Below are 18,972 nucleotides of genomic sequence, written 5' to 3' on the forward strand. Positions count from 1 at the left end.
GACCCCGTCATGACGGGCGAGGACCTGGCCCGGTCATGACGGGCGAGGAGCTGGCCCGGTCATGACCGGGCGGCAGCCCGGCACCGGAGAGGACGCGCTTGTCGGCGGACGTCGGGCCGTGCGACGTGACCACCACCGGGGTGTCCAGCGCGTCGGACACCGCGCCCACCCAGTCGCGCGGCGGCGGCTCGTCGTACAGCGGTGTGCTTTGCAGCAGCCGCCGGGTCAGTGCGGCCTGGCGGTCGAGGTCGCCGGCGGGTCCGGGGGCGAGCCGGGTCGTCCAGTCGTACGCGTGGCAGACGCGCAGGGCCGGCGGCGCCACGTCGAGGTGGGTCAGGGCGATGCCGTCCACTCCCCCGGCCACCTCCAGCGCGTACCGGTGGGCGACGGCGTCGAAGTGGCCGAACCGGAACGTTCCCTGCCAGCGGTTGGTGGGGTTGCGCGGGTCGGTAAGCGGCAGGCCGGGGTCCTCGGTCACCAACGGTCCGGGGCCGTGCCTGGTGGTGGCGACACGGAGGACGCCGAGCCGGTACCCGTCGCCGGCCCGGCCAGCCTCCGCGAGCAGCGTCTCCGCGTTGGCGAACGTCGTGGTGCTCCACGTCGTGTACGGGTGGAAGCCGTGCCACTCGTCGAGCAGCACCCCCTGCGCGCCCTCGAACACCACCGGCCCGGCGTCCAGCAGCCGGCCCAGGTGATCGGCATCCACGATGGACACCCGGGAGGCGAAGGCCGAGTACGCGTCGAGCGCCGCGCCCACCGGCGGCACCGCCACCCCGAGAGGCAACGCACCCGCGTCCGCCACCGACGCGGCACTGGCCGCCCTCCCGGGCCACGCCAGCGGCCCGAGTTCGGCGGTCAGCCGGTCGCGCAGCGCGGCGAGTTTCCGCCCGAGCAACGCCGGGTCGAGACAGTCGGCCACCCGGGGCGCGTCGTCGGGATGGGCCAGCGTGTACGCCATCGTCTCGCCGACGCCCTGGCCGCAGGATCCGTGCCGGTCGTCGCCGCGCGCCAGCTCCCGGATCCGGTTGGCCGCCCGGTGCCACGGGGTGGCCAGCAGGGCCGCCCCGTCGATGGTCAGCCGGTCGAACGGGTCGGGCACGCCGGACTCGGCCAGCCGGTCCGCCTCGACGGCCAGCGCCAGCGGGTCGACGACCATGAAGCGGGACAGGTGGGTGCGTACCCCGGGACGGAAGGTGCCGGCGCCGAACTGGGCGAACGTGTGGTGGCGGCCGTCGGGCAGGACGACGTTGTGCGCCGCCTGCCCGCCCCCGTTGAACCGCACCACCGCCGTGACCGGCCGCCCGCCGATACCGCGCGCGCAGAGCCAGTCGACGACCGTGCCCTTGCCAGCGTCGCCGAACCCGAGGTCGACGACCATTACGTACGTCACAGTCGGTGGATCCGGTCGGTGCCGCCCGGTGCCGGCAGCCGGCCGCCGCTGATCGCCGGCCCGGCCGCGTGGACGGTCGCCAGGGCCCGGGACACGGTGCCGGTCGCCTCGGAGCCGGCGGCCGCGAGGTCGTCCAGGCCGGCGGCGAGGTCGATGGTGCCCTCGCCGAGGCCGACGGTGAGGGCGATCGTCTCGCACACCGCGTCGAGGTCGTCGACCTCGATGGTGTTCTGGCCGAGCAGGTCGCGCCAGAACCCGAGGACGGTCCGGCTTCCCGCGTAACTCGATCCGGCCGGCAGGAGGTAGTAGGTGTCGTACATCCGCCGGGTCTCGGCCACGATTCCGCGCAGCGGCACGTCCTCGGCGTAGCGGTCGCCGATCAGCCGGCGGATCTCGCGGGCCTTGACCCGGTCGTACGCCATCTCGTCGCCGATGATGAACAGGTATCCACGTCTGCCTCGCTTCTCGTAGCAGTCGATGGAGGTGTGCCGGGCCATGAAGTACAGCGCCAGTTCGTACGACTCGGTCCGCTGGCCCCCGCCGCCGCCCTCCAGCACGATGCGGCCGAGGTCGTCGTCCATCCGGTTGTCCGACTCGAACTGGCCGATCTGCAGCGGCACCCGGTCGCAGGTGGCGTCGCCGATGGCGCCGAACATGATCTGCGGGTCGCGGGCGTAACCCTTGCGCTGGAGCAGGCCGAGCAGTTGCGGGAGCTTGCGTTGCAGCACGGTCGGCACGGCCCGCATCGAGCCGGTGACGTCGAACAGCACGGCGATGGCCAGGGACTCGGGGTGTTCGGCCGAGTCGCGGCTCTCCCGGTGGGCGTCCCTCGGGTCGAGGGCCGGGTGGACGGTGCGCGCGCCGCTGTCGCTGTAGGCGAACGCGCTGGTGCCGGTCGACCGCCGGTAACGGTCGGCGGCGTCGTAGACGTCGGTGGACCAGATTCCACTTCCCATGATGGCCTCCTCGCCAGGGACGGGTGGGACGGAGATCAGAGCTGGAACGGCCGGAAGGTGCGTGGCCCGTAGAGCCGGTCGAGCAGTTCGTCGAGTTCGCCGAGCAGCCGCCACGCGTCGTCGGGACGCTGGTCGAGGCGGGGAGCGGCGCAGCCGGTGGCGAAGGCACGCAGCGCGGGCGGCGCACCGGTGCCCATCAGGGTGCTCATGCAGCGCGCCGCCATCGCGATGTCGGTGCCGGGGCCGGGCGGTTGCCGCCGCCCGACCTCGGCCGGGTACCAGTCCTGATAGCCCGGCACCAGGACCGGCACGACGTCGCCGGGGTCGGCCACCGAGGCACCCCAGCCGACCAGCACCACGCCGTGGTCGGCGGGCTGGACGAGAACATGGTCGGGCAGCACCGCGCCGTGCACCACACCCGCCCGGTGGGCCAGGCCCAGCGCGACAAGCAGCCGCCGCCACATCCAGGCGGCATCGCGCGGGTCCAGGCCGCCGGGCCGCCGGCGCCGCACCTCGGTGAGGCTGTGCAGCCCGGGTACGGTGGCGAGCACGCTCACCCGGCGTTCGGCTCCGGTGTCGTCGCGGTGCCGGAAGGTGTCCACCAGTCGCGGCACGTACGGCAGGTACCGCGGGTCGCCGTCGCGTTCGATGCGCCGTAGGGCGACCTGTTCGCGGGCGGCCAGGTCGTTGTTGGCCGGATCCCGGGTCAGCTTGAGCAGCCGGTCGGCACCCACGTCGTACAGGTCGGCGATGTCGCCGGTGTGGGCGCGCGGACCGAGGACGTACCCGTGGATGGTCGGCCGGTCCCGCTCCCGCCACCGCCCGGTGAGGGTGACGAACGCGGCGGTGGCGGCCCGGCGCACCGGCTCGGCGGCGGCGGTGGTGCGGTCCGGGTGCAGGGCCGCGGCGAGTTCGCGGTAGCGCCGGCGCGGGTCGTCGCGGCCGAAGAGGTCGTCGTCGGTGACGGCCCTGCTGACGTGGGAGATGGCGTCGAGGAGTCTCATCGGATCGTCTCCTCCCGGGCCGGTCGCAGCAGCGCGGGGTGCAGCAGGCGGGCATCGCCGGCGCGGTAGAGCCGGGCCCGGGGGCCGCCCTTGGCGCCGCCGCGCTCCGTGGTCCGGCCGGTGCTCTCGACGAGCCCGGGCACGGAGAGCACCTTGCGGTGGAAGTTGGCGGCGTGCAGCGGGTGGCCCCACACCGTCTCGTAGACGGACCGCAGGTCGGCGATGGTGAACTCGTCGGCGACGAACCGGGTGGCGAGCGGGGTGTATTCCAGCTTGGAGCGGGCCCGTTCCAGGCCATCGGCGACGATCCGGTCGTGGTCGAAGGCGAGGTGCCGGGTCGGCAGCGCGGAGACCGGCAGCCATTCGGCGTCACCGGCGTCGGTTCCGGCGTTGGGGGCCGGCAGGTCCGGCGCGAACGCGAGGTGGGCCACCGAGATGACGCGCATCCGGGGGTCCCGGTCGGGTGTGCCGTAGCTGGCGAGTTGCTCGATGTGGGTGCGGCCGAGCCGGTCGGCGTCGAGGCCGGTCTCCTCTGCCAGTTCCCGGCGGGCGGCGCCGGCCAGGTCCTCGGCCGGGCGGACGAAGCCGCCGGGCAGCGCCCACAGGCCGGCGAACGGTGCCTCGGCGCGCTGGATGAGCAGGAGGTTCAGCTCCCCGTCGCGAATGGTCAGCGCCACGATGTCGACCGTGACGGCAACCCGGGGGTAGCTGTCCGGGTCGTACCCGGCGAGAAACCGCTCCTCCACCGTGTCCTCCTCAGTACGAGTAAGACTCAGTTTGAGAGTAACTAGCGGGGATGTCAACCACCTTCACGGCGGGCGCCGCGCCGCCAGCGGTTGTGCCGGTCAACCAACACCGGCATGCTGTGTCGATGGCTGACATCGATGGCGAGGGACGGGGTGGACAGGCCACTGTCGATGCCGGCGGATCCGGCCCGGCAGCCGACGGCGGGTCCCAGGTCGACGTCGACAAGGCGTTACTCGGCGGGACGACCTATCGCGGCCTGGCCGAGCAGCGTCTCTCCGACACCGAGGAACGATTCGAGAAGCGTCGACGCACCCTCGGGCTCTTCCTCGCGCCCGCGCTGGCGTTGATCTTCCTCGCGTTGCCGCTGGACATGCCGGCCCGGCAGCACACCCTGGCCGGAATCCTGATCGGCGTGATCGTCCTGTGGATCACCGAGGCGGTGCCCATTCCGGTGGGCGGCCTGCTCGGCGTGGCCGCTGTCGTGCTGATGGGGGTCGCCTCCGCCGCGGACGCGTTGTCGCCGTTCGGATCCTCCACCGTCTTCACCTTCATCGGCGCGTTCATCCTCGCCCAGGCCATGCTCAAACACGGCCTCGCGCACCGGTTCGCGTTCCGCATCCTGTCGCTGCCGGGCGTCGGCAAGACCACCGGCCGGGTGATCGTCGCGTTCGGTGTGATCACCGCCCTGCTGTCGGCGTTCGTCTCCAACACCGCCACCGTCGCCATGCTGTTGCCCACCGCGCTGGGCATCCTGGCCGTCATCGCCAAGCTGCTCCAGGCCCGCGGGCTGGCCGGGCCCGGCTGGGATCCCACCCGGCTGCGGGTCGGCTTCGCGCTCATGCTGATGCTCGCCTACGGCGCCAGCGTCGGCGGCCTGCTCACGCCCGTCGGTTCGCCGCCCAACCTGATCGGCCGCGGGCTGATCGAGGAGGCCACCGGCGAACGCATCTCGTTCGCGGCGTGGATGGCCGTCGCGTTCCCCATCTGCCTGGTCATGTTCCTGGCCCTGGCGACGATCCTGCTGCTGCTGAACAAGCCCGAGATCCGGCGCATCGAGGGTGTCGAGGAGTACGTCGCCGCCGAGCGGGCCCGGCTCGGACCGCTGTCGCGGGCGGAGAAGAACACGCTCATCGCGTTCGGCTTCACCGTCACCCTGTGGATCCTCCCGGGCCTGGTCGCCCTGATCGCCGGCACCGACTCCGCGGTGTACGAGACGATCAGCGGTCGACTCAACGAGGGCGTCGTGGCCGTGCTCGGCGCCGCGTTGCTGTTCCTGCTCCCGACCAACTGGGGAAACCGGGAGTACACGCTGACCTGGAGCGACGCGGCCCGCATCGACTGGGGCACCATCCTGCTCTTCGGCACCGGCATCATCTTCGGCGCGCTGCTCGACGACACCGGGCTGGCCAAGACGATCGGCACCGCCAGCGCCGACTGGCTCGGCCTGACCAGCGTACTGGCGATCACCGCGTTCGCCGTACTGCTGGCCATCATCATCTCCGAGACGACAAGCAACACGGCCTCCGCCGCCGTGGTGGTGCCGATCATCATTCCGGTCGCGGTGGCCGCCGGGGTCGATCCGTTCGTGCCGGCACTGGCCGCCACATTCGCCGCGTCGTTCGGCTTCATGCTCCCCGTGTCGACCCCGCAGAACGCCGTGGTCTACGGCTCCGGCGTGGTGCCGATCACCAGGATGATCAGGTCCGGGGCCTCGTTCGACGTCATCGGGGCGATCCTCATCTTCGTGCTGCTGCCCCTGATGATCGCGCTGGTCGGGATCGGCCGATGAGGCACCGGATCGCCGTCATCCCCGGCGACGGGATCGGACCCGAGGTCATCACGTCCGCGCGGGCCGTGCTCGACGCCGTCGCCGGCCGGCACGGCATCGCGTTCGACTACGACGAGTACGACTGGTCGTGCGAACGCTACGCCAGGGAGGGCGCCATGATGCCGGCCGACGGGCTGGACCTGCTCCGGCCGGTCGACGCCATCCTGCTCGGCGCGGTCGGCTGGCCCGGCGTCCCGGACCACGTCTCGCTGTGGGGGCTGCTGATCCCGATCCGGCGCACCTTCCGCCAGTACGTCAACCTGCGGCCGATCCGGGTGTTCGACGGGGTGGCGAGCCCACTGCGGGCCGCCACCGACGTGGACTTCGTGGTCGTACGGGAGAACGTGGAGGGTGAGTACAGCGAGATCGGTGGCCGGCTCGGCCGGGGTCAGCCCGAGGAGTTGGCGGTGCAGGAGGCGGTCTTCACCCGCGCCGGCATCACCCGGATCGCCGACTACGCCTTCTCGCTCGCCCGGGGCCGCCGGGGCCGGCTCGTCTCGGCGACCAAGTCGAACGGCATCGTGCACACCATGCCGTTCTGGGACGAGGTGGTCACCGAGCGGTCCGCCGGGTTCCCCGACGTCGAATGGCGCGCCGAACACATCGACGCGCTGGCGGCGAAGTTCGTGCTGCAACCCGAACGCCTCGACGTCGTTGTGGCGTCCAACCTGTTCGGTGACATCCTCAGCGACCTCGGCGCCGCCGTCGCCGGCTCCATCGGCATCGCCCCCTCGGGCAACCTCGACCCGACCCGGACGTACCCGTCGATGTTCGAACCGGTGCACGGCTCCGCGCCGGACATCGCCGGGCAGGGCGTCGCCAACCCTATCGGGGCGGTGTGGTCGGTCGCGTTGATGCTCGACCACCTCGGTCACGACGCGGCAGCCCGGAAGGTGGTGTCGGCGATCGAGGCGACCCTACGGACGCCGGAAACCCGTACCCCCGACCTGGGCGGCACGGCCGGCACTCCCGAGGTGACCAAGGCGCTGGTCGGCCGGATCACCGGCTGACCCGATCCCCCGGTGCCGGAACCGTCAGGCGCGGAGCAGCCCGGTGAACGGCTCCGGCCGGTGGCACGTCGAGCCGACATCCACCCGGCTGCCCAGCCGCGCGGCGGCCAGGATCGCCTCCATGGTGTCCAGCACGTGCTGGGCCAGTTCGCCGCCGGCCCGCGGCTCCCGGCCCGCCTCGATGGCCTCGGCCATCTCGGCCACCCCGATCCCGCGCTCGTTGCCGGTCAGATCCGACCGGAGCGGCACGTCCTGCCAGCCCGCGTCGCCCCGACCGAGCAGCACCGGGCCCGTGAACAGGTTCGGGTCGGCCAACGCGATCGTGCCCGTCGACCCGTACACCTCGATGCCGTGCGGAACGGTGCTGGCGGCGACGTCGAAGCTCATCACGACGGTGGCCGTCACGCCGGAGACGAACTCCAGGATCGCGGTGACGTGCGTGTCCACCTCCACCGGAATGGTCCGACCGTCCCGCGTGGTCCGATGCGGGAAGCTCGCCCGTGCCACGGCGGTGGCGCGCAGCACCGGCCCGAGCAGGTTCACCAGCATGGTCAGGTAGTACGGCCCCATGTCGAACAGCGGCCCACCGCCAGCCCGGTAGTAGAAGTCCGGCGCGGGATGCCACCGCTCGTGTCCAGCGCACACCATGGTCGCCGCCGCGGCCACCGGCGTTCCGATGGTCCCCTCATCGACCAGCGCGCGACAGGTCTGCCCGCCCGCGCCGAGGAAGGTGTCCGGCGCGCCGCCGACCCGCACACCACGGGCCCGAGCGGCGGCGAGCAGTGCCCGCCCGTCGGCACCGGTGGTCGCCAGCGGCTTCTCCGCGTAGACGTGCTTGCCGGCAGCCACCGCGGCCCTACTGACCTGCGCGTGCGCCGCCGGGATCGTGAGGTTCACGACCAGTTCGACCGCCGGATCGGCGAGCAGCGTCGCCACCGTGTCGCCATAGGGCACGCCGTACCGCTCGGCGCTCGCCCGGGCCCGCTCCGGCGCCAGGTCGGCGCAGGCGACCACCTCGACCGGGGGCAGCCGGGTGAGGTTGGTCAGGTAGATGTCGCTGATGTAACCGCAACCGATGATGCCGACGCGCATCGACTCCCCCGAGCGATCGAACCGTCAGAGCAGGCCGGCGGCCCACAGCAGGCCACGGCCGGTGAGTTCGGACACCGACGGGTGCCGCAGGACGGCGAGGTCGTGCCCCGGCGCGGCGAAGAACACCCTGCCGGCACCCCACCGGCGGGTCCACACCTGTGGCATGACGACGCCCGCGGCCCAGGGCGCCTGCTCGTTGTCCACGATCGTGCTCGTCGCCAGGACGTCGTTCGACGGGTCCACGTGCAGGTAGTACTGCTCCGTGGTCAGTTCGAACGCCTCGATGCCGGCGATGATCGGGTGGGCGGTCCGGGCCGGCACCGGGTCCACGGTGTGGGTCACCATCCCGTCCAGGTGGGCCACCCACTGTCCACCGGTCAGCAACTGGTAGTCGGTGCTGGTGCGGAACGCGTCGACCAACCCACCGTGCCAGCCGGCGAGGCCGGCACCCCCGGCTACCGCCCGGGACAGGCCGTCGACCTGCTCGCCGGTGGCCTCCCCCTGGGTCCAGCACTGTACGATCACGGCACAGCGCCGCAGGTAGTCCTCGTCGGTGTAGACATCCAGAGTGTCGGCGACCCGGACCCGCAGGCCGGCCCGTTCGAGCCTCGGGACGAACAATTCCACCGCTTCTCGTGGGTGATGGCCGTCCCAGCCGCCCCACACGACGAGGGCATCGCCGCCCCGGACATTCGCGGACCCGGCGGACGTCTCGGATCGAACCACGCGGACACCCCTCTCGCGATGTCCGGTCACCCTACCGGCGGGCCAGGCCGATGTCGATCAATACGACGACCCGGACGGTGCGCACACCGAGATCGACGGAGGGTAGCCGAGGGACGGCGCCCAGGTCACCGGTGGTCGGCGCCGGATGATGATCGGGATACCATGCGATGCGGGCGGCACGGGCCGCCTCCAATCGCCCCCGAAGCCGAGGTAACCCGTGAGCCAGAAAATGCCGGCCGACGACTCGCCGACCGTGACCTTCCCTGCCGTGCCACCGGCGAGGACCGGCACGGACGCCGGGCCGGCGCGACCCGGCGCCGGGGCACCGCCGACGGCACCGGACGCCGCGCCCACCGATGCGGATACCGGACCCCCCGGGTCGTGGACCGGCCGGCTCGGCCGGCGGCGGACCCTACTGGCCGCCGGCGTCGCCGTGGTGGTCCTGCTGGTGGGCGGCGTCGTCGCCTACCGGTACGCCGGCGACGTGCCGCGCGGGACGACCGTCCTCGGCATCGAACTCGGTGGCAAGAGCCGGGCCGAGGCCGCCGAGGCGCTGCGCGCGGGCCTGTCCGCACAGGCCGACCGGCTGTCTGCACCGGTCCCCGTCAGGGTGGGCGAGCAGGCAGGCGAGGTGTCGCCGGCCGATGTCGACCTGCGGGTGGACGTGGACGCGACCGTGGCTGCCGCCGCGGAGACCCCGGGAAACCCGCTAAGCGTGCTCTTCGGCTCCCGCGAGGTTCAGCCCGTGGTGGCCGTCGATCCGGCCAAGCTCGACGAGGTTCTGCGCGGGCGGCTGGGTGACGAGGCCCGGCCCATGACGATGCCGGCGATCACCTTCTCCGGCACCACCCCGCAGGCCGTCCACCCCGAGCCGGGGCGAGGTCTGGACCCGGAGCGGTCGGCCGGCGCGTTGCGGGACGGTTGGCTCGGCGCCCATCCGGTGCCGGTGCCACTCGTCGACCTGCACCCCGCCACCTCGGCCGAGGAGGTGGACCGGCTCGTCGCCGAGGTAGCTACCCCCGCGGTGGCCGGCCCGGTCACAGTCACCACCGACCGCGGCGAGGTCACCGTGCCGCCCACCGCCATCGCCAAGAGCCTGGTGCTGACCGCGGACAAGACTGGCAAGATCAACCCTCGGGTGGACGGGAAGAAGCTGCGGGCCGCGCTCGCCGGGCCGCTGGGCAAGGTCGAGGTCGCGGCGAAGAACGCCAGCGTGGCGATCGTGTCCGGCAAGCCGGTGGTGAGCGCCGGGACGGAGGGCCGGCAGGTCGACACCGAGGCCCTCGCCCGGGACCTGCTGCCCGTGCTGTCCAAGGCCGACGACCGCACCGTCACCGGCACGATGCGGACCGCCGCGCCGGACACCACCACCGAGGACATCGCCAAGCTCGGCATCAAGGAGCGGGTCTCCACCTTCACCACCAAGTTCACCGGCGGGCTGTCCTCGCCACGCAGCCAGAACATCGTGCAGGCTGCCAAGGAGGTGGACGGCGCGCTGGTCAAGCCGGGCGCCACGTTCTCCCTCAACAAGCACACCGGCGAGCGGGGATACGCCCAGGGATACAAGGACGCGCCGGTGATCCTCGACGGCAAGCTGGTGCCCGGAGTCGGCGGCGGTGTCTCGCAGTTCACCACCACGCTGTTCAACGCCGCCTACTACGCCGGGCTGGAGGATGTCGAGCACAAGCCGCACTCGTACTACTTCAGCCGCTATCCCTCGGTCATCGAGTCCACGATCTTCTACCCGGACCTGGACATGAAGTTCCGCAACGACACCGAGTACGGGATCGTCATCGACACGTCGTACACCGCCAACTCCATCACCGTATCGATGTGGAGCACCAAGGTGTACGACAGCGTCAAGACCGAGTGGAGCCCTCGGCGCAACGTCGTCGCGCCGAAGACCGTGGAGCTGCCCGACGGACCCACCTGCATCTCGGCCTCCGGCAGCGTGGGCTTCACCCAGGACGCGTACCGCGTCTTCCGCAAGGGAGGCCAGGAGATCCGGCGGCAGAAGTTCACCTGGCGGTACGACGCCGAGCCGCGCTTCGTCTGCGTCAAGAAGCCCGCGTAGGCCGCCACCTCCCGCTGGCCGTTCCTGTCGGCTATCCGGCATCACACGCCTGCTCACACGCCCGGACGGAAGTGTGTCCATGGGCACGGCCGGCCACGGCCGCGGACCGGTGTCGGACAGAGGGGGTTCGCCATGCAGACCGAGATCGTGGACTTCGAGATCATCAAGGACCGCCAGCGGCTGGGCTGGGAGGCCGGGGATTATCCCCGGGTCGGCAACACACTCCAGCTCATCGCCGAACGCCTCGTTGTCGCCGCCGGGGTACGGGCCGGCCAGCGGGTGCTCGATGTGGCCTGCGGGCAAGGCAACGCGGCGATCGCCGCCGCGCGCAGGTTCGCCGACGCCACCGGCGTCGACTACGCCGCGAACCTGCTCGACCAGGGGCGGGAACGGGCGGCCGCCGAACATCTGGCTGTCACGTTCACGCATGGTGACGCCGAACGGCTGCCCTTCCCCGACCACGCCTACGACACGACGCTGAGCACCGTGGGGGTGATGTTCGCCCCGGATCAGGAACGGGCCGCGACCGAGCTGGTTCGGGTCACCCGCCCCGGCGGTGTGATCGCGCTCGCCAGTTGGACTCCGGACAGCCTCGTCGGCCACATGTTCCGGACCATCTCCCGGTTCGCGCCACCTCCGGCCGGTGTCCGGTCACCCATGTTGTGGGGCACCGAGGGCGGCCTCGCCGAGTTGTTCGGCACGCGGGTGGAATGGCGGTCGCTGAACGCGCGAACGTTCGACTTCTGCTACCGCTCCCCGGAGCACTTCGCGGAGTGGTTCCGGCGCTACTACGGTCCGATCACCCGGCTGGCCGACACGCTCGACGCGGACCGACGTGACCAGTTCATCGCCGATCTCGCCGATGTGCCGCGACCGTTCAACCGGGCCACCGACGGCACGGTGCTCGCGGAGGGTGCTTACCTGGAGGCGGTCGGCGTACGGCAGTGACCAACAGAATGGTGAGGGTGCGGCTGCTGGGGACGCCGACCATCGAGGGGGACGGTCGGCGGACCCCGCCACGGGGGCGGAAGGCGTGGGCGCTCCTCGGTTACCTCCTGCTGGCGGAGCGACCCCCCGGCCGGCGGCATCTGGCCGAGTTGCTCTTCGGTGACGCCGACGATCCGCTGGGCGCACTGCGGTGGACGCTCGCGGAACTGCGGCGTGCCCTCGGGGTGCCGGCCGTGTTCCGGGGCGACCCGGTCGACATATCGGTCGACGACGCTTTGTCTGCCGATGTCCGGTCGATCAGCAACCGGGTACCCGACCGCTACCAGTGGGCCAGCGCCTACGTGCTGGACGCGGCCGTCGACACCGCCCTGGGCGAGGGCGACCACGTCCGGGCGAGGCGACTCGTCGAATCCCTGGCGTTGCTCGCCGCGCGCTGCGACTTCCGGGAACTTGTGGTGCGGGCCCATCTGCACCGGACCCGGCTCGGCGAGTCGGCCGCACTCGCCGCCGCGCGGTTGCTTGCGAGGGACATCGACAATCCAGGGCTGGACCGGCTACTCGACTCGGCCTCGCGAGGGTGACCGGCTCGCCGGCACGTGCCGGCGAGCATCGCGTTCCTCAGCGGTCGTCGACCACCGCCAAGCAGGCACCACGTTGGGGCCGTCACAACGGTCCGAGCACAGCAGCGGGGTCGGCGTCCAACGCCAGTGTTTCCAGCACCGCGAGCAGTTGACGTTCCTCGTACCGGAAGTGTGACTCCATGATCGCCGCCACGCCCTCCAGGTGCCGGTCCAGCTCGGCGGAGGGAGCGGAGCGGTCCACGGCGGCCTGCAGTCCGGCCAGCAGATGCCCGATCATCGAGTGGTCCTGCCGCAGATAGTGCAGCGTCTCGCGCAGTTCGGGGTGCTCCTGGGCGATCGCGGGAAACAGGTCGCGGTCCTCGCCCGTGTGGTGGGCGGTCAACGCCGCGCAGAAACCGTGGCAGAACAGCAGCAGATCACGCGTCGCCGGCCGCGCCGGCTCACCGGCCGCGAGAGCCTGCCGCGTCACGGCCAGCGCCAGCCGCAACCGATCGTGGACGGCGCGCATTTCCCGGCTCCAGGCGACAAGCCTGGTCGTCTCGCCCTCACCCACGGGTGACAGGCGAAGGGACGGCGATCATCATCGTCGTGCTCCCCTCAGTCCGGCGCCTCCATGCCTGACACGGGCTGCCACCGGCACGCGACGCTGTCACCACTCTATCGGCTCCGGGGAGGGCGCCTGTTCGGCGGACGGCACGGGGTGCGGATGGCCTTGCCGCGGAGGTGACCGGGCTCGGCGTCGCGGTGCACTGACGATGATCATTGCCGCCGGCACGTAAAGATTGTCATAGATATTGACGTCGGGTGTCAGCACCGACAGAATCACGGCACCCCCATGATCCCCCTCCAGGGAGGCGCCATGATCCGTCCCCGCCTGCCGTTCGTCCGGACTGCCCTTCGGACGGCCGCGCTCGCCGCGGCAACCGCCGGTATGCTGCTCACCTTCGCCCAGCCAGCCAGTGCCGCGGTGCCCTCCGGGCGCTACGTCGCGCTGGGCGACTCGTTCACCGCTGGTCCGTTGATCCCCACCCAGACCGACCTGAACTGCCTGCGCTCCAACCGCAACTACCCGTCCCTGGTCGCCGCGTCCGCCCGCTCCTCGTCGTTCGCCGACGTGAGCTGCTCCGGGGCCACCACAAACGACATCCTCTACGGCGGCAGCGGCCAGTTGGGCATCCAGTTGCCGCCCCAGCTCAACGCGGTGAACTCCAGCACGGCACTGGTCACGGTACAGATCGGCGGCAACGACATCGGCTTCTCCAGCATCATCAGCACCTGCGCGGAGGACAGCCTGAGCAGCCCGTTCGGTTCGCCATGCAAGAACAGGTACACCGCCGGCGGCACCGACCAACTGCGAGCCCGGATCGACGCCACCGTGCCGAAGGTGACCACGGTGCTCCAGTCGGTCCGCGCCGCCGCCCCGAACGCGCGGGTCGTGGTGCTCGGTTACCCGGCGATCCTGCCGGACAGCGGCTACGGCTGCTGGCCCAAGGTGCCGATCGCCTACCAGGACGTGCCATACCTGCGCGGCGTACAGAAGTCGCTGAACACGATGCTCGCCAACACCACGGCCGCCAACAACGCGACGTACGTCGACGTCTACACCCCGTCGATCGGTCGGGACGCCTGCAAGAGCAAGAGCACCCGATGGGTCGAGGGACTGATCCCGGAGAACTCGGCCGCCCCGTTCCACCCGAACGCGGCCGGCGAGCAGGGCATGGCCAACGCCGTACTGGCCACGTTGAACAGCTGACGTCCTGCCACGCCGTCGGTACGGGGGTCAGCCGAGTCCTCGGTTGGCCCCCGCAGCGCGCGGCGCGGGCGTGCCGGCCGGCGGTCAGCGCGATGACGCTTACCAGATCCCGGCCGTATCGCGGGCGTATCGGAAACGCCATACGCCGCCGCAACGGCCCGCCGCCGCCAATGGACGCATGAAGCAGAGCGCGTCCCGGTCGACGACCGGCGGCCGTGGGCTGCGCCGCGTGTCCGGTACGCCGCCATCAGTCCCCTTCTGTCCTGACCATAAGCTGCAGGCATGCGTGTACTGATCGTGGAGGACGAGCCCCACCTGGCCGAGGCCGTCCGCGACGGGCTGCGCCTGGAGGCGATCGCCGCCGACATCGCTGGCGACGGCGACTCCGCCCTGGAACTGCTCAGCGTCAACTCGTACGACCTCGCGATCGTCGACCGCGACATCCCCGGCCCGTCCGGCGACGAGGTCACCCGGCGTATCGTCGCCTCCGGCAGCGGCATCCCGATCCTGATGCTCACCGCCGCCGACCGGATCGACGACAAGGCATCCGGGTTCGAGTTGGGCGCCGACGACTACCTCACCAAACCGTTCGAGCTGCGGGAACTCGTCCTGCGGCTGCGGGCGCTCGACCGCAGACGCGGGTACGCCCGGCCACCGGTGCGCGAGATCGCGGGTCTGCGGCTCGACCCCTTCCGCCGGGAGGTGTTCCGCGACGGCCGGTACGTGGCGCTCACCCGCAAACAGTTCGCCGTGCTGGAGGTCCTGGTCATGGCCGAGGGCGGCGTGGTGAGCGCCGAGGACCTGCTGGAGCGGGCTTGGGACGCCAACGCCGACCCGTTCACCAACGCGGTGCGCATCACCGTCTCCGCGCTGCGCAAGCGCCTCGGCGAACCGTGGATCATCGCCACGGTTCCCGGCGTCGGCTATCGCATCGACGCGGACTCCGGGGACGGGATGTGACGGAGGGGTCCGTGGATCGGGAGCCCGGCGTGAGTGTCCGCCTCAAGCTGGCCCTCAGCTACGCCGGGCTCGTCATGCTGGCGGGTGCCCTGCTCCTCGGCACGGTCTGGGTGTTCCTGCTGCGGTACGTGCCCGAGGTGACCCAGAACTCATGGCTACCCGCACCCGATGAGTCCGGCTTCCGCTCCCCGGGAATGTTCGTACCGAACCGGTCCGACCTGCTCCGCGCCTTCGGCCCGCGGGTCGCCGTGGTGCTGGTCTTCCTGCTGGCGTTTGGCCTGCTGGGCGGGTGGATCCTGGCCGGGCGGATGCTCGCGCCGCTGACCCGCATCACCCATGCCACCCGGATGGCCGCGAACGGGTCACTGTCCCACCGGATCCGCATCGAGGGCCGCGCGGACGAGTTCCGTGAGCTCGCCGACGCGTTCGACTCGATGCTCGCGCAGCTGGAGGCGAACGTCGCCGAGCAACGGCGGTTCGCCGCCAACGCCTCTCACGAGCTGCGTACCCCGCTGGCGATCTCGCGGACGATGCTGGAGGTGGCCCGCCGGGACCCGACGCGTGACCGGACCGAACTCATCGAACGCCTGCACGCCGCCAACACCCGGGCGATCGACCTCACCGACGCCCTGCTGCTGCTCAGCCGCGGCGACCGTGGACGCTTCAGTCACGAGCGCGTCGACCTCTCCCTGCTCGCCGAGGAGGCCGTCGAAGAGTTGCTCCCCCTCGCCGAGCAACGTCGGGTCACGCTCGATGCCACCGGTGGGGCGGCCCCGACCAGCGGTTCCGCCGAGCTGCTGGCGCGGATGGTGGCGAACCTCGTCCAGAACGCGATCGTCCACAACGATCCGGCCGGCGGCACCGTGACGGTGCACACCGGCGCGTACGGCGACACGAGCGTGCTGCGGGTGGAGAACACCGGCCGCCAGCTGCCGCCAGACCTGGTGCCGACCCTCACCGAACCCTTTCAGCGCGGATCGGAGCGGGTACGCACCGACGGGCACGCCGGTGTCGGCCTCGGGCTGGCCATCGTGCACAGCATCGTCCGAGCACACGGCGGATCCCTCGACCTCGTCCCCCGACCTACCGGCGGTCTCGTCGTCACGGTCCGGCTGCCCGGCACGCCGTAGCTCCATCCGGCGGGCGCTCCCTGGGCGGGAACATATCAGGGATATATGCGAAATCTCGTACCTGCCCGCAACGTCGTGTTCTCTTTACTGAGCACATGGATCACAGCGAACCTGGTGAAGCGGCGGCCTCCCGCGCCCGAACGCTGACGTCGTCTTCCCGGACCGACCAGACAGGGGTCACCATCTACGGATGTGACCCGGGCGAGACCGCGTTGTTCCGTGAGCTGGCGCCCCGGTTCGGCGTACGGCCGACCCTGACCGGGGCGGCGGTAACCGAAGCCAACGTCGATCTGGCGCTGGGTAACCGGTGCGTCAGCGTCGGCCACCGGACGCGGATCACCAGAAGGACGGTCGCCGCGCTGGCGGGGGCCGGCGTGGAGTACATCTCGACCCGGAGCATCGGCTCCGACCACATCGACGTGGCGTTCGCCTCCAGCGTCGGCATTCGCGTGGGCGCCGTCGCCTACTCACCGGACAGCGTGGCCGATTACACGCTGATGTTGATGCTGATGGCCGTGCGGCACGCGAAGGCCATCATCCGCCGTGCCGACGCCCATGATTACCGATCGGGTGACGCGCGGGGCAGGGAACTGCGGGACCTGACCGTCGGCGTGGTCGGAACGGGTCGCATCGGCTCGGCGGTCATGGATCGGCTGAGAGGCTTCGGATGCCACGTCCTGACCCACGACAATCGGCGCGCGACCACCGCCCACCACGTCCCACTCGCCTATCTGTTGGCACACAGCGACATCGTCACCCTCCACATTCCGCTCACCGCCGGCACGCATCATCTCCTCGACCGTGAACGTTTGGCGCGGATGCGCGACGGTGCGTTCATCGTCAATACCGGGCGGGGGTCGCTCATCGACACGGAGGCGCTCGTCGCGGCGCTGGAGAGCGACAAGCTGGCCGGCGCCGCACTGGACGTCGTCGAAGGCGAGGAGGGCGTCTTCTACACCGACTGCCGGAACCGGCCCATCGAGAACAAGGCGCTGTTACGGCTCCAGGAAATGCCGAACGTGCTCATCAGTCCGCACCTGGCGTACTACACAGACCACGCGCTGCGGGACATCGTCGAGAACAGTCTTGCCAACTGTGTCGAATTCGTGGAAGGGAAGCAGCATGGGTAGGTTGAAGGTCGGAATCGTCTTCGGGGGATCGACCGAGGAGCATCCCGTTTCCGTCAAGTCCGCACAAGAGGTCGCGAAGAGCCTCGACACCGAGAAATACGAGCCGTTCTGGATCGGGATCACGAGGGCTGGTGCGTGGCGCCTCTGTGCCGGTCCGGGCGCGGACTGGGAGATCGAGGGCGGTCACCCGGCCGTGCTGTCGGCCGACCGGTGTGTGCACGGGTTACTCGTCCTGGAGCAGGGGCGGTATCGGGAGATCCGACTGGACCTGGTGTTGCCGGTGTTGCACGGCAGGCTCGGCGAGGACGGCGCGATCCAGGGTCTGCTGGAGTTGTCCGGTATCCCGTACGTCGGCTGCGACGTGCAGAGTTCCGCGCTGTGCATGGACAAGTCCCTCACCTATCTCGTGGCCGCGAGCGTGGGTATCGCGACACCACGGTTCTGGGCCGTCACGACCGGCGAGTTGCCTGATCCCGAGCGGCTCGACTATCCCGTCTTCGTGAAGCCGGCCCGCTCGGGGTCGTCCTTCGGCGTCAGCCGGGTGACGCGCAAGGAGGATCTGCCGGGCGCGGTGGACCTGGCCCGCGCCTACGACTCGAAGGTGTTGATCGAGGAGGCCGTGCCGGGCAGCGAGATCGGCTGCGCCGTCCTGGGAAACGGCGTGGACCTGGTGGTCGGCGAGGTCGATCGGATCGCGTTGTCGCACGGCTTCTTCAAGATCCACCAGGAGGCTGAACCCGAGCGCGGCTCGGAGAACTCGACCTTCATCGTCCCCGCCGACATCCCGGCGGAGGCTCGCGCGCGGGTCCAGCAGACGGCACGGGCCGTCTACCGCGCTCTCGGCTGTCGCGGGCTCGCCCGGGTGGACATGTTCCTCATGGCGGACGGGAGGGTCGTCCTCAACGAGGTGAACACCCTGCCCGGGCTGACCTCGTACAGCCGCTACCCGAGGATGATGGCGGCCGCCGGACTACCGCTCACCGAAGTGATCGACCAGATCGTGCGGTTGGCCCTGCCGGGAGGCGTCCGGTGAGGGACGGCTTCGCCTACGTCGACGAACTCGTGCCGGGAATCCGCTGGGATGCCAAGTACGCCACCTGGGACAATTTCACCGGCAAGCCGGTGGACGGGTACGTGGTGAACCGGATCGTCGGGACCAGGGCGCTGTGTGCCGCGCTGGTCCAGGCCCAGGAAAAGGCCGCGACCCTCGACTTCGGCCTGCTTGTCTGGGACGGGTACCGACCGCAACGCGCCGTGGATCGCTTTGTCCGCTGGTCGCGGCAGCCGGAGGACGGCCGGACGAAGCCGCGACACTATCCGCACCTCGACCGGCCCCAGATGTTCGAGCGCGGATATGTGGCCGCCAGTTCGGGCCACAGCCGCGGCAGCACCGTCGACCTGACGCTCTACCGGATCTCCACGGGAGAACTGGTGCCGATGGGCGGTGACCACGACCTGATGGATCCGATCTCGCACCACGGCGCCCGTGGCATCACACCGGCCGAGGCGCGGAACCGGGAGCACCTCTGCTCCATCATGGAGAGCTGTGGATTCGACCGGTACGACTGCGAGTGGTGGCACTACACGCTGAGGGAGGAACCGTATCCCGACACATACTTCGACTTCCCGGTGGCATGACGGGC

Annotated in this window: 18 protein-coding genes; 11 read left to right on the forward strand and 7 right to left on the reverse strand. The window is 70.9% G+C overall.

Features of this window, described 5'->3' with window-relative positions:
• Positions 1–7: 7 nt before the first annotated feature.
• From ACFQUZ_RS24920 to ACFQUZ_RS24935, 4 genes are read right to left on the reverse strand one after another with little or no spacing between them, the layout of a single operon-like run.
• On the reverse strand, positions 8–1,390 hold the full coding sequence (locus ACFQUZ_RS24920) for an adenylosuccinate synthetase (RefSeq protein WP_377446327.1): 1,383 nt from the start codon (positions 1,388–1,390) through the stop codon (positions 8–10).
• A complete protein-coding gene (locus tag ACFQUZ_RS24925; RefSeq protein ID WP_377446329.1) occupies positions 1,387–2,346 on the reverse strand; it encodes a hypothetical protein in 960 nt (319 codons plus the stop codon). The genes ACFQUZ_RS24920 and ACFQUZ_RS24925 overlap by 4 nt, the downstream gene beginning before the upstream one ends.
• A 35-nt stretch (positions 2,347–2,381) precedes the next feature.
• Positions 2,382–3,350 (reverse strand): serine/threonine protein kinase, encoded by a 969-nt coding sequence (locus ACFQUZ_RS24930; RefSeq protein WP_377446330.1) that lies wholly within the window; start codon positions 3,348–3,350, stop codon positions 2,382–2,384.
• Entirely contained in the window at positions 3,347–4,096 is a 750-nt protein-coding gene (locus tag ACFQUZ_RS24935; protein WP_377446332.1) for an NUDIX domain-containing protein, read from the reverse strand. Before ACFQUZ_RS24935 ends, ACFQUZ_RS24930 begins: the two co-directional genes overlap by 4 nt.
• A 125-nt stretch (positions 4,097–4,221) precedes the next feature.
• On the opposite strand from ACFQUZ_RS24935, the gene ACFQUZ_RS24940 reads away from it, so the two are divergent.
• Together ACFQUZ_RS24940 and ACFQUZ_RS24945 are read left to right on the forward strand one after the other, a co-directional pair.
• The gene (locus ACFQUZ_RS24940) at positions 4,222–5,886 is read left to right on the forward strand and encodes an SLC13 family permease (protein ID WP_377446333.1); all 1,665 of its coding nucleotides are present in this window, start codon (positions 4,222–4,224) and stop codon (positions 5,884–5,886) included.
• A complete protein-coding gene (locus ACFQUZ_RS24945; RefSeq protein ID WP_377446334.1) occupies positions 5,883–6,935 on the forward strand; it encodes a tartrate dehydrogenase in 1,053 nt (350 codons plus the stop codon). The genes ACFQUZ_RS24940 and ACFQUZ_RS24945 overlap by 4 nt, the downstream gene beginning before the upstream one ends.
• Positions 6,936–6,959: 24 nt before the next feature.
• On the opposite strand, the gene ACFQUZ_RS24950 is transcribed toward ACFQUZ_RS24945, so the two are convergent.
• Together ACFQUZ_RS24950 and ACFQUZ_RS24955 are read right to left on the reverse strand one after the other, a co-directional pair.
• Complete coding sequence (locus tag ACFQUZ_RS24950) at positions 6,960–8,027, reverse strand: Gfo/Idh/MocA family protein (RefSeq protein ID WP_377446335.1); 1,068 nt, start codon at positions 8,025–8,027, stop codon at positions 6,960–6,962.
• A 24-nt stretch (positions 8,028–8,051) separates the two neighbouring features.
• The gene (locus ACFQUZ_RS24955; protein WP_377446336.1) at positions 8,052–8,753 is read right to left on the reverse strand and encodes a ThuA domain-containing protein; all 702 of its coding nucleotides are present in this window, start codon (positions 8,751–8,753) and stop codon (positions 8,052–8,054) included.
• A gap of 229 nt (positions 8,754–8,982) precedes the next feature.
• Between ACFQUZ_RS24955 and ACFQUZ_RS24960 the strand changes: the two genes are divergently transcribed.
• From ACFQUZ_RS24960 to ACFQUZ_RS24970, 3 genes are all read left to right on the forward strand, one after another.
• Positions 8,983–10,827, forward strand: coding sequence for a VanW family protein (locus ACFQUZ_RS24960; RefSeq protein WP_377446400.1), 1,845 nt, complete (start codon positions 8,983–8,985; stop codon positions 10,825–10,827).
• 132 nt (positions 10,828–10,959) lie between these two features.
• Positions 10,960–11,775, forward strand: coding sequence for a class I SAM-dependent methyltransferase (locus tag ACFQUZ_RS24965; RefSeq protein ID WP_377446337.1), 816 nt, complete (start codon positions 10,960–10,962; stop codon positions 11,773–11,775).
• A 17-nt stretch (positions 11,776–11,792) separates the two neighbouring features.
• Positions 11,793–12,356 (forward strand): hypothetical protein, encoded by a 564-nt coding sequence (locus tag ACFQUZ_RS24970; RefSeq protein ID WP_377446338.1) that lies wholly within the window; start codon positions 11,793–11,795, stop codon positions 12,354–12,356.
• A gap of 82 nt (positions 12,357–12,438) precedes the next feature.
• On the opposite strand, the gene ACFQUZ_RS24975 is transcribed toward ACFQUZ_RS24970, so the two are convergent.
• Entirely contained in the window at positions 12,439–12,909 is a 471-nt protein-coding gene (locus ACFQUZ_RS24975; protein WP_377446339.1) for a hemerythrin domain-containing protein, read from the reverse strand.
• Positions 12,910–13,215: 306 nt separating this feature from the next.
• On the opposite strand from ACFQUZ_RS24975, the gene ACFQUZ_RS24980 reads away from it, so the two are divergent.
• The 6 genes from ACFQUZ_RS24980 (at position 13,216) to vanX (ending at position 18,967) form a co-directional block, all read left to right on the forward strand.
• Entirely contained in the window at positions 13,216–14,109 is an 894-nt protein-coding gene (locus ACFQUZ_RS24980) for an SGNH/GDSL hydrolase family protein (RefSeq protein WP_377446340.1), read from the forward strand.
• A gap of 282 nt (positions 14,110–14,391) precedes the next feature.
• The gene (locus ACFQUZ_RS24985) at positions 14,392–15,069 is read left to right on the forward strand and encodes a response regulator transcription factor (RefSeq protein ID WP_377446342.1); all 678 of its coding nucleotides are present in this window, start codon (positions 14,392–14,394) and stop codon (positions 15,067–15,069) included.
• Positions 15,070–15,098: 29 nt separating this feature from the next.
• Positions 15,099–16,199, forward strand: a complete 1,101-nt coding sequence (locus ACFQUZ_RS24990; protein ID WP_377446343.1) for a sensor histidine kinase — start codon at positions 15,099–15,101, stop codon at positions 16,197–16,199.
• Positions 16,200–16,411: 212 nt separating this feature from the next.
• Positions 16,412–17,329: an NAD(P)-dependent oxidoreductase gene (locus ACFQUZ_RS24995; RefSeq protein ID WP_377446344.1), complete on the forward strand. Its 918-nt coding sequence runs from the start codon at positions 16,412–16,414 to the stop codon at positions 17,327–17,329.
• Positions 17,322–18,362: a D-alanine--(R)-lactate ligase gene (vanA, locus tag ACFQUZ_RS25000; RefSeq protein ID WP_377446346.1), complete on the forward strand. Its 1,041-nt coding sequence runs from the start codon at positions 17,322–17,324 to the stop codon at positions 18,360–18,362. Before ACFQUZ_RS24995 ends, vanA begins: the two co-directional genes overlap by 8 nt.
• Positions 18,359–18,967, forward strand: a complete 609-nt coding sequence (gene vanX, locus ACFQUZ_RS25005) for a D-Ala-D-Ala dipeptidase VanX (RefSeq protein WP_377446347.1) — start codon at positions 18,359–18,361, stop codon at positions 18,965–18,967. Before vanA ends, vanX begins: the two co-directional genes overlap by 4 nt.
• The last annotated feature ends 5 nt before the right edge of the window (positions 18,968–18,972 follow it).

It is taken from the genome of Plantactinospora sp. GCM10030261, assembly GCF_042666615.1.
GTDB lineage: Bacteria > Actinomycetota > Actinomycetes > Mycobacteriales > Micromonosporaceae > KBS50.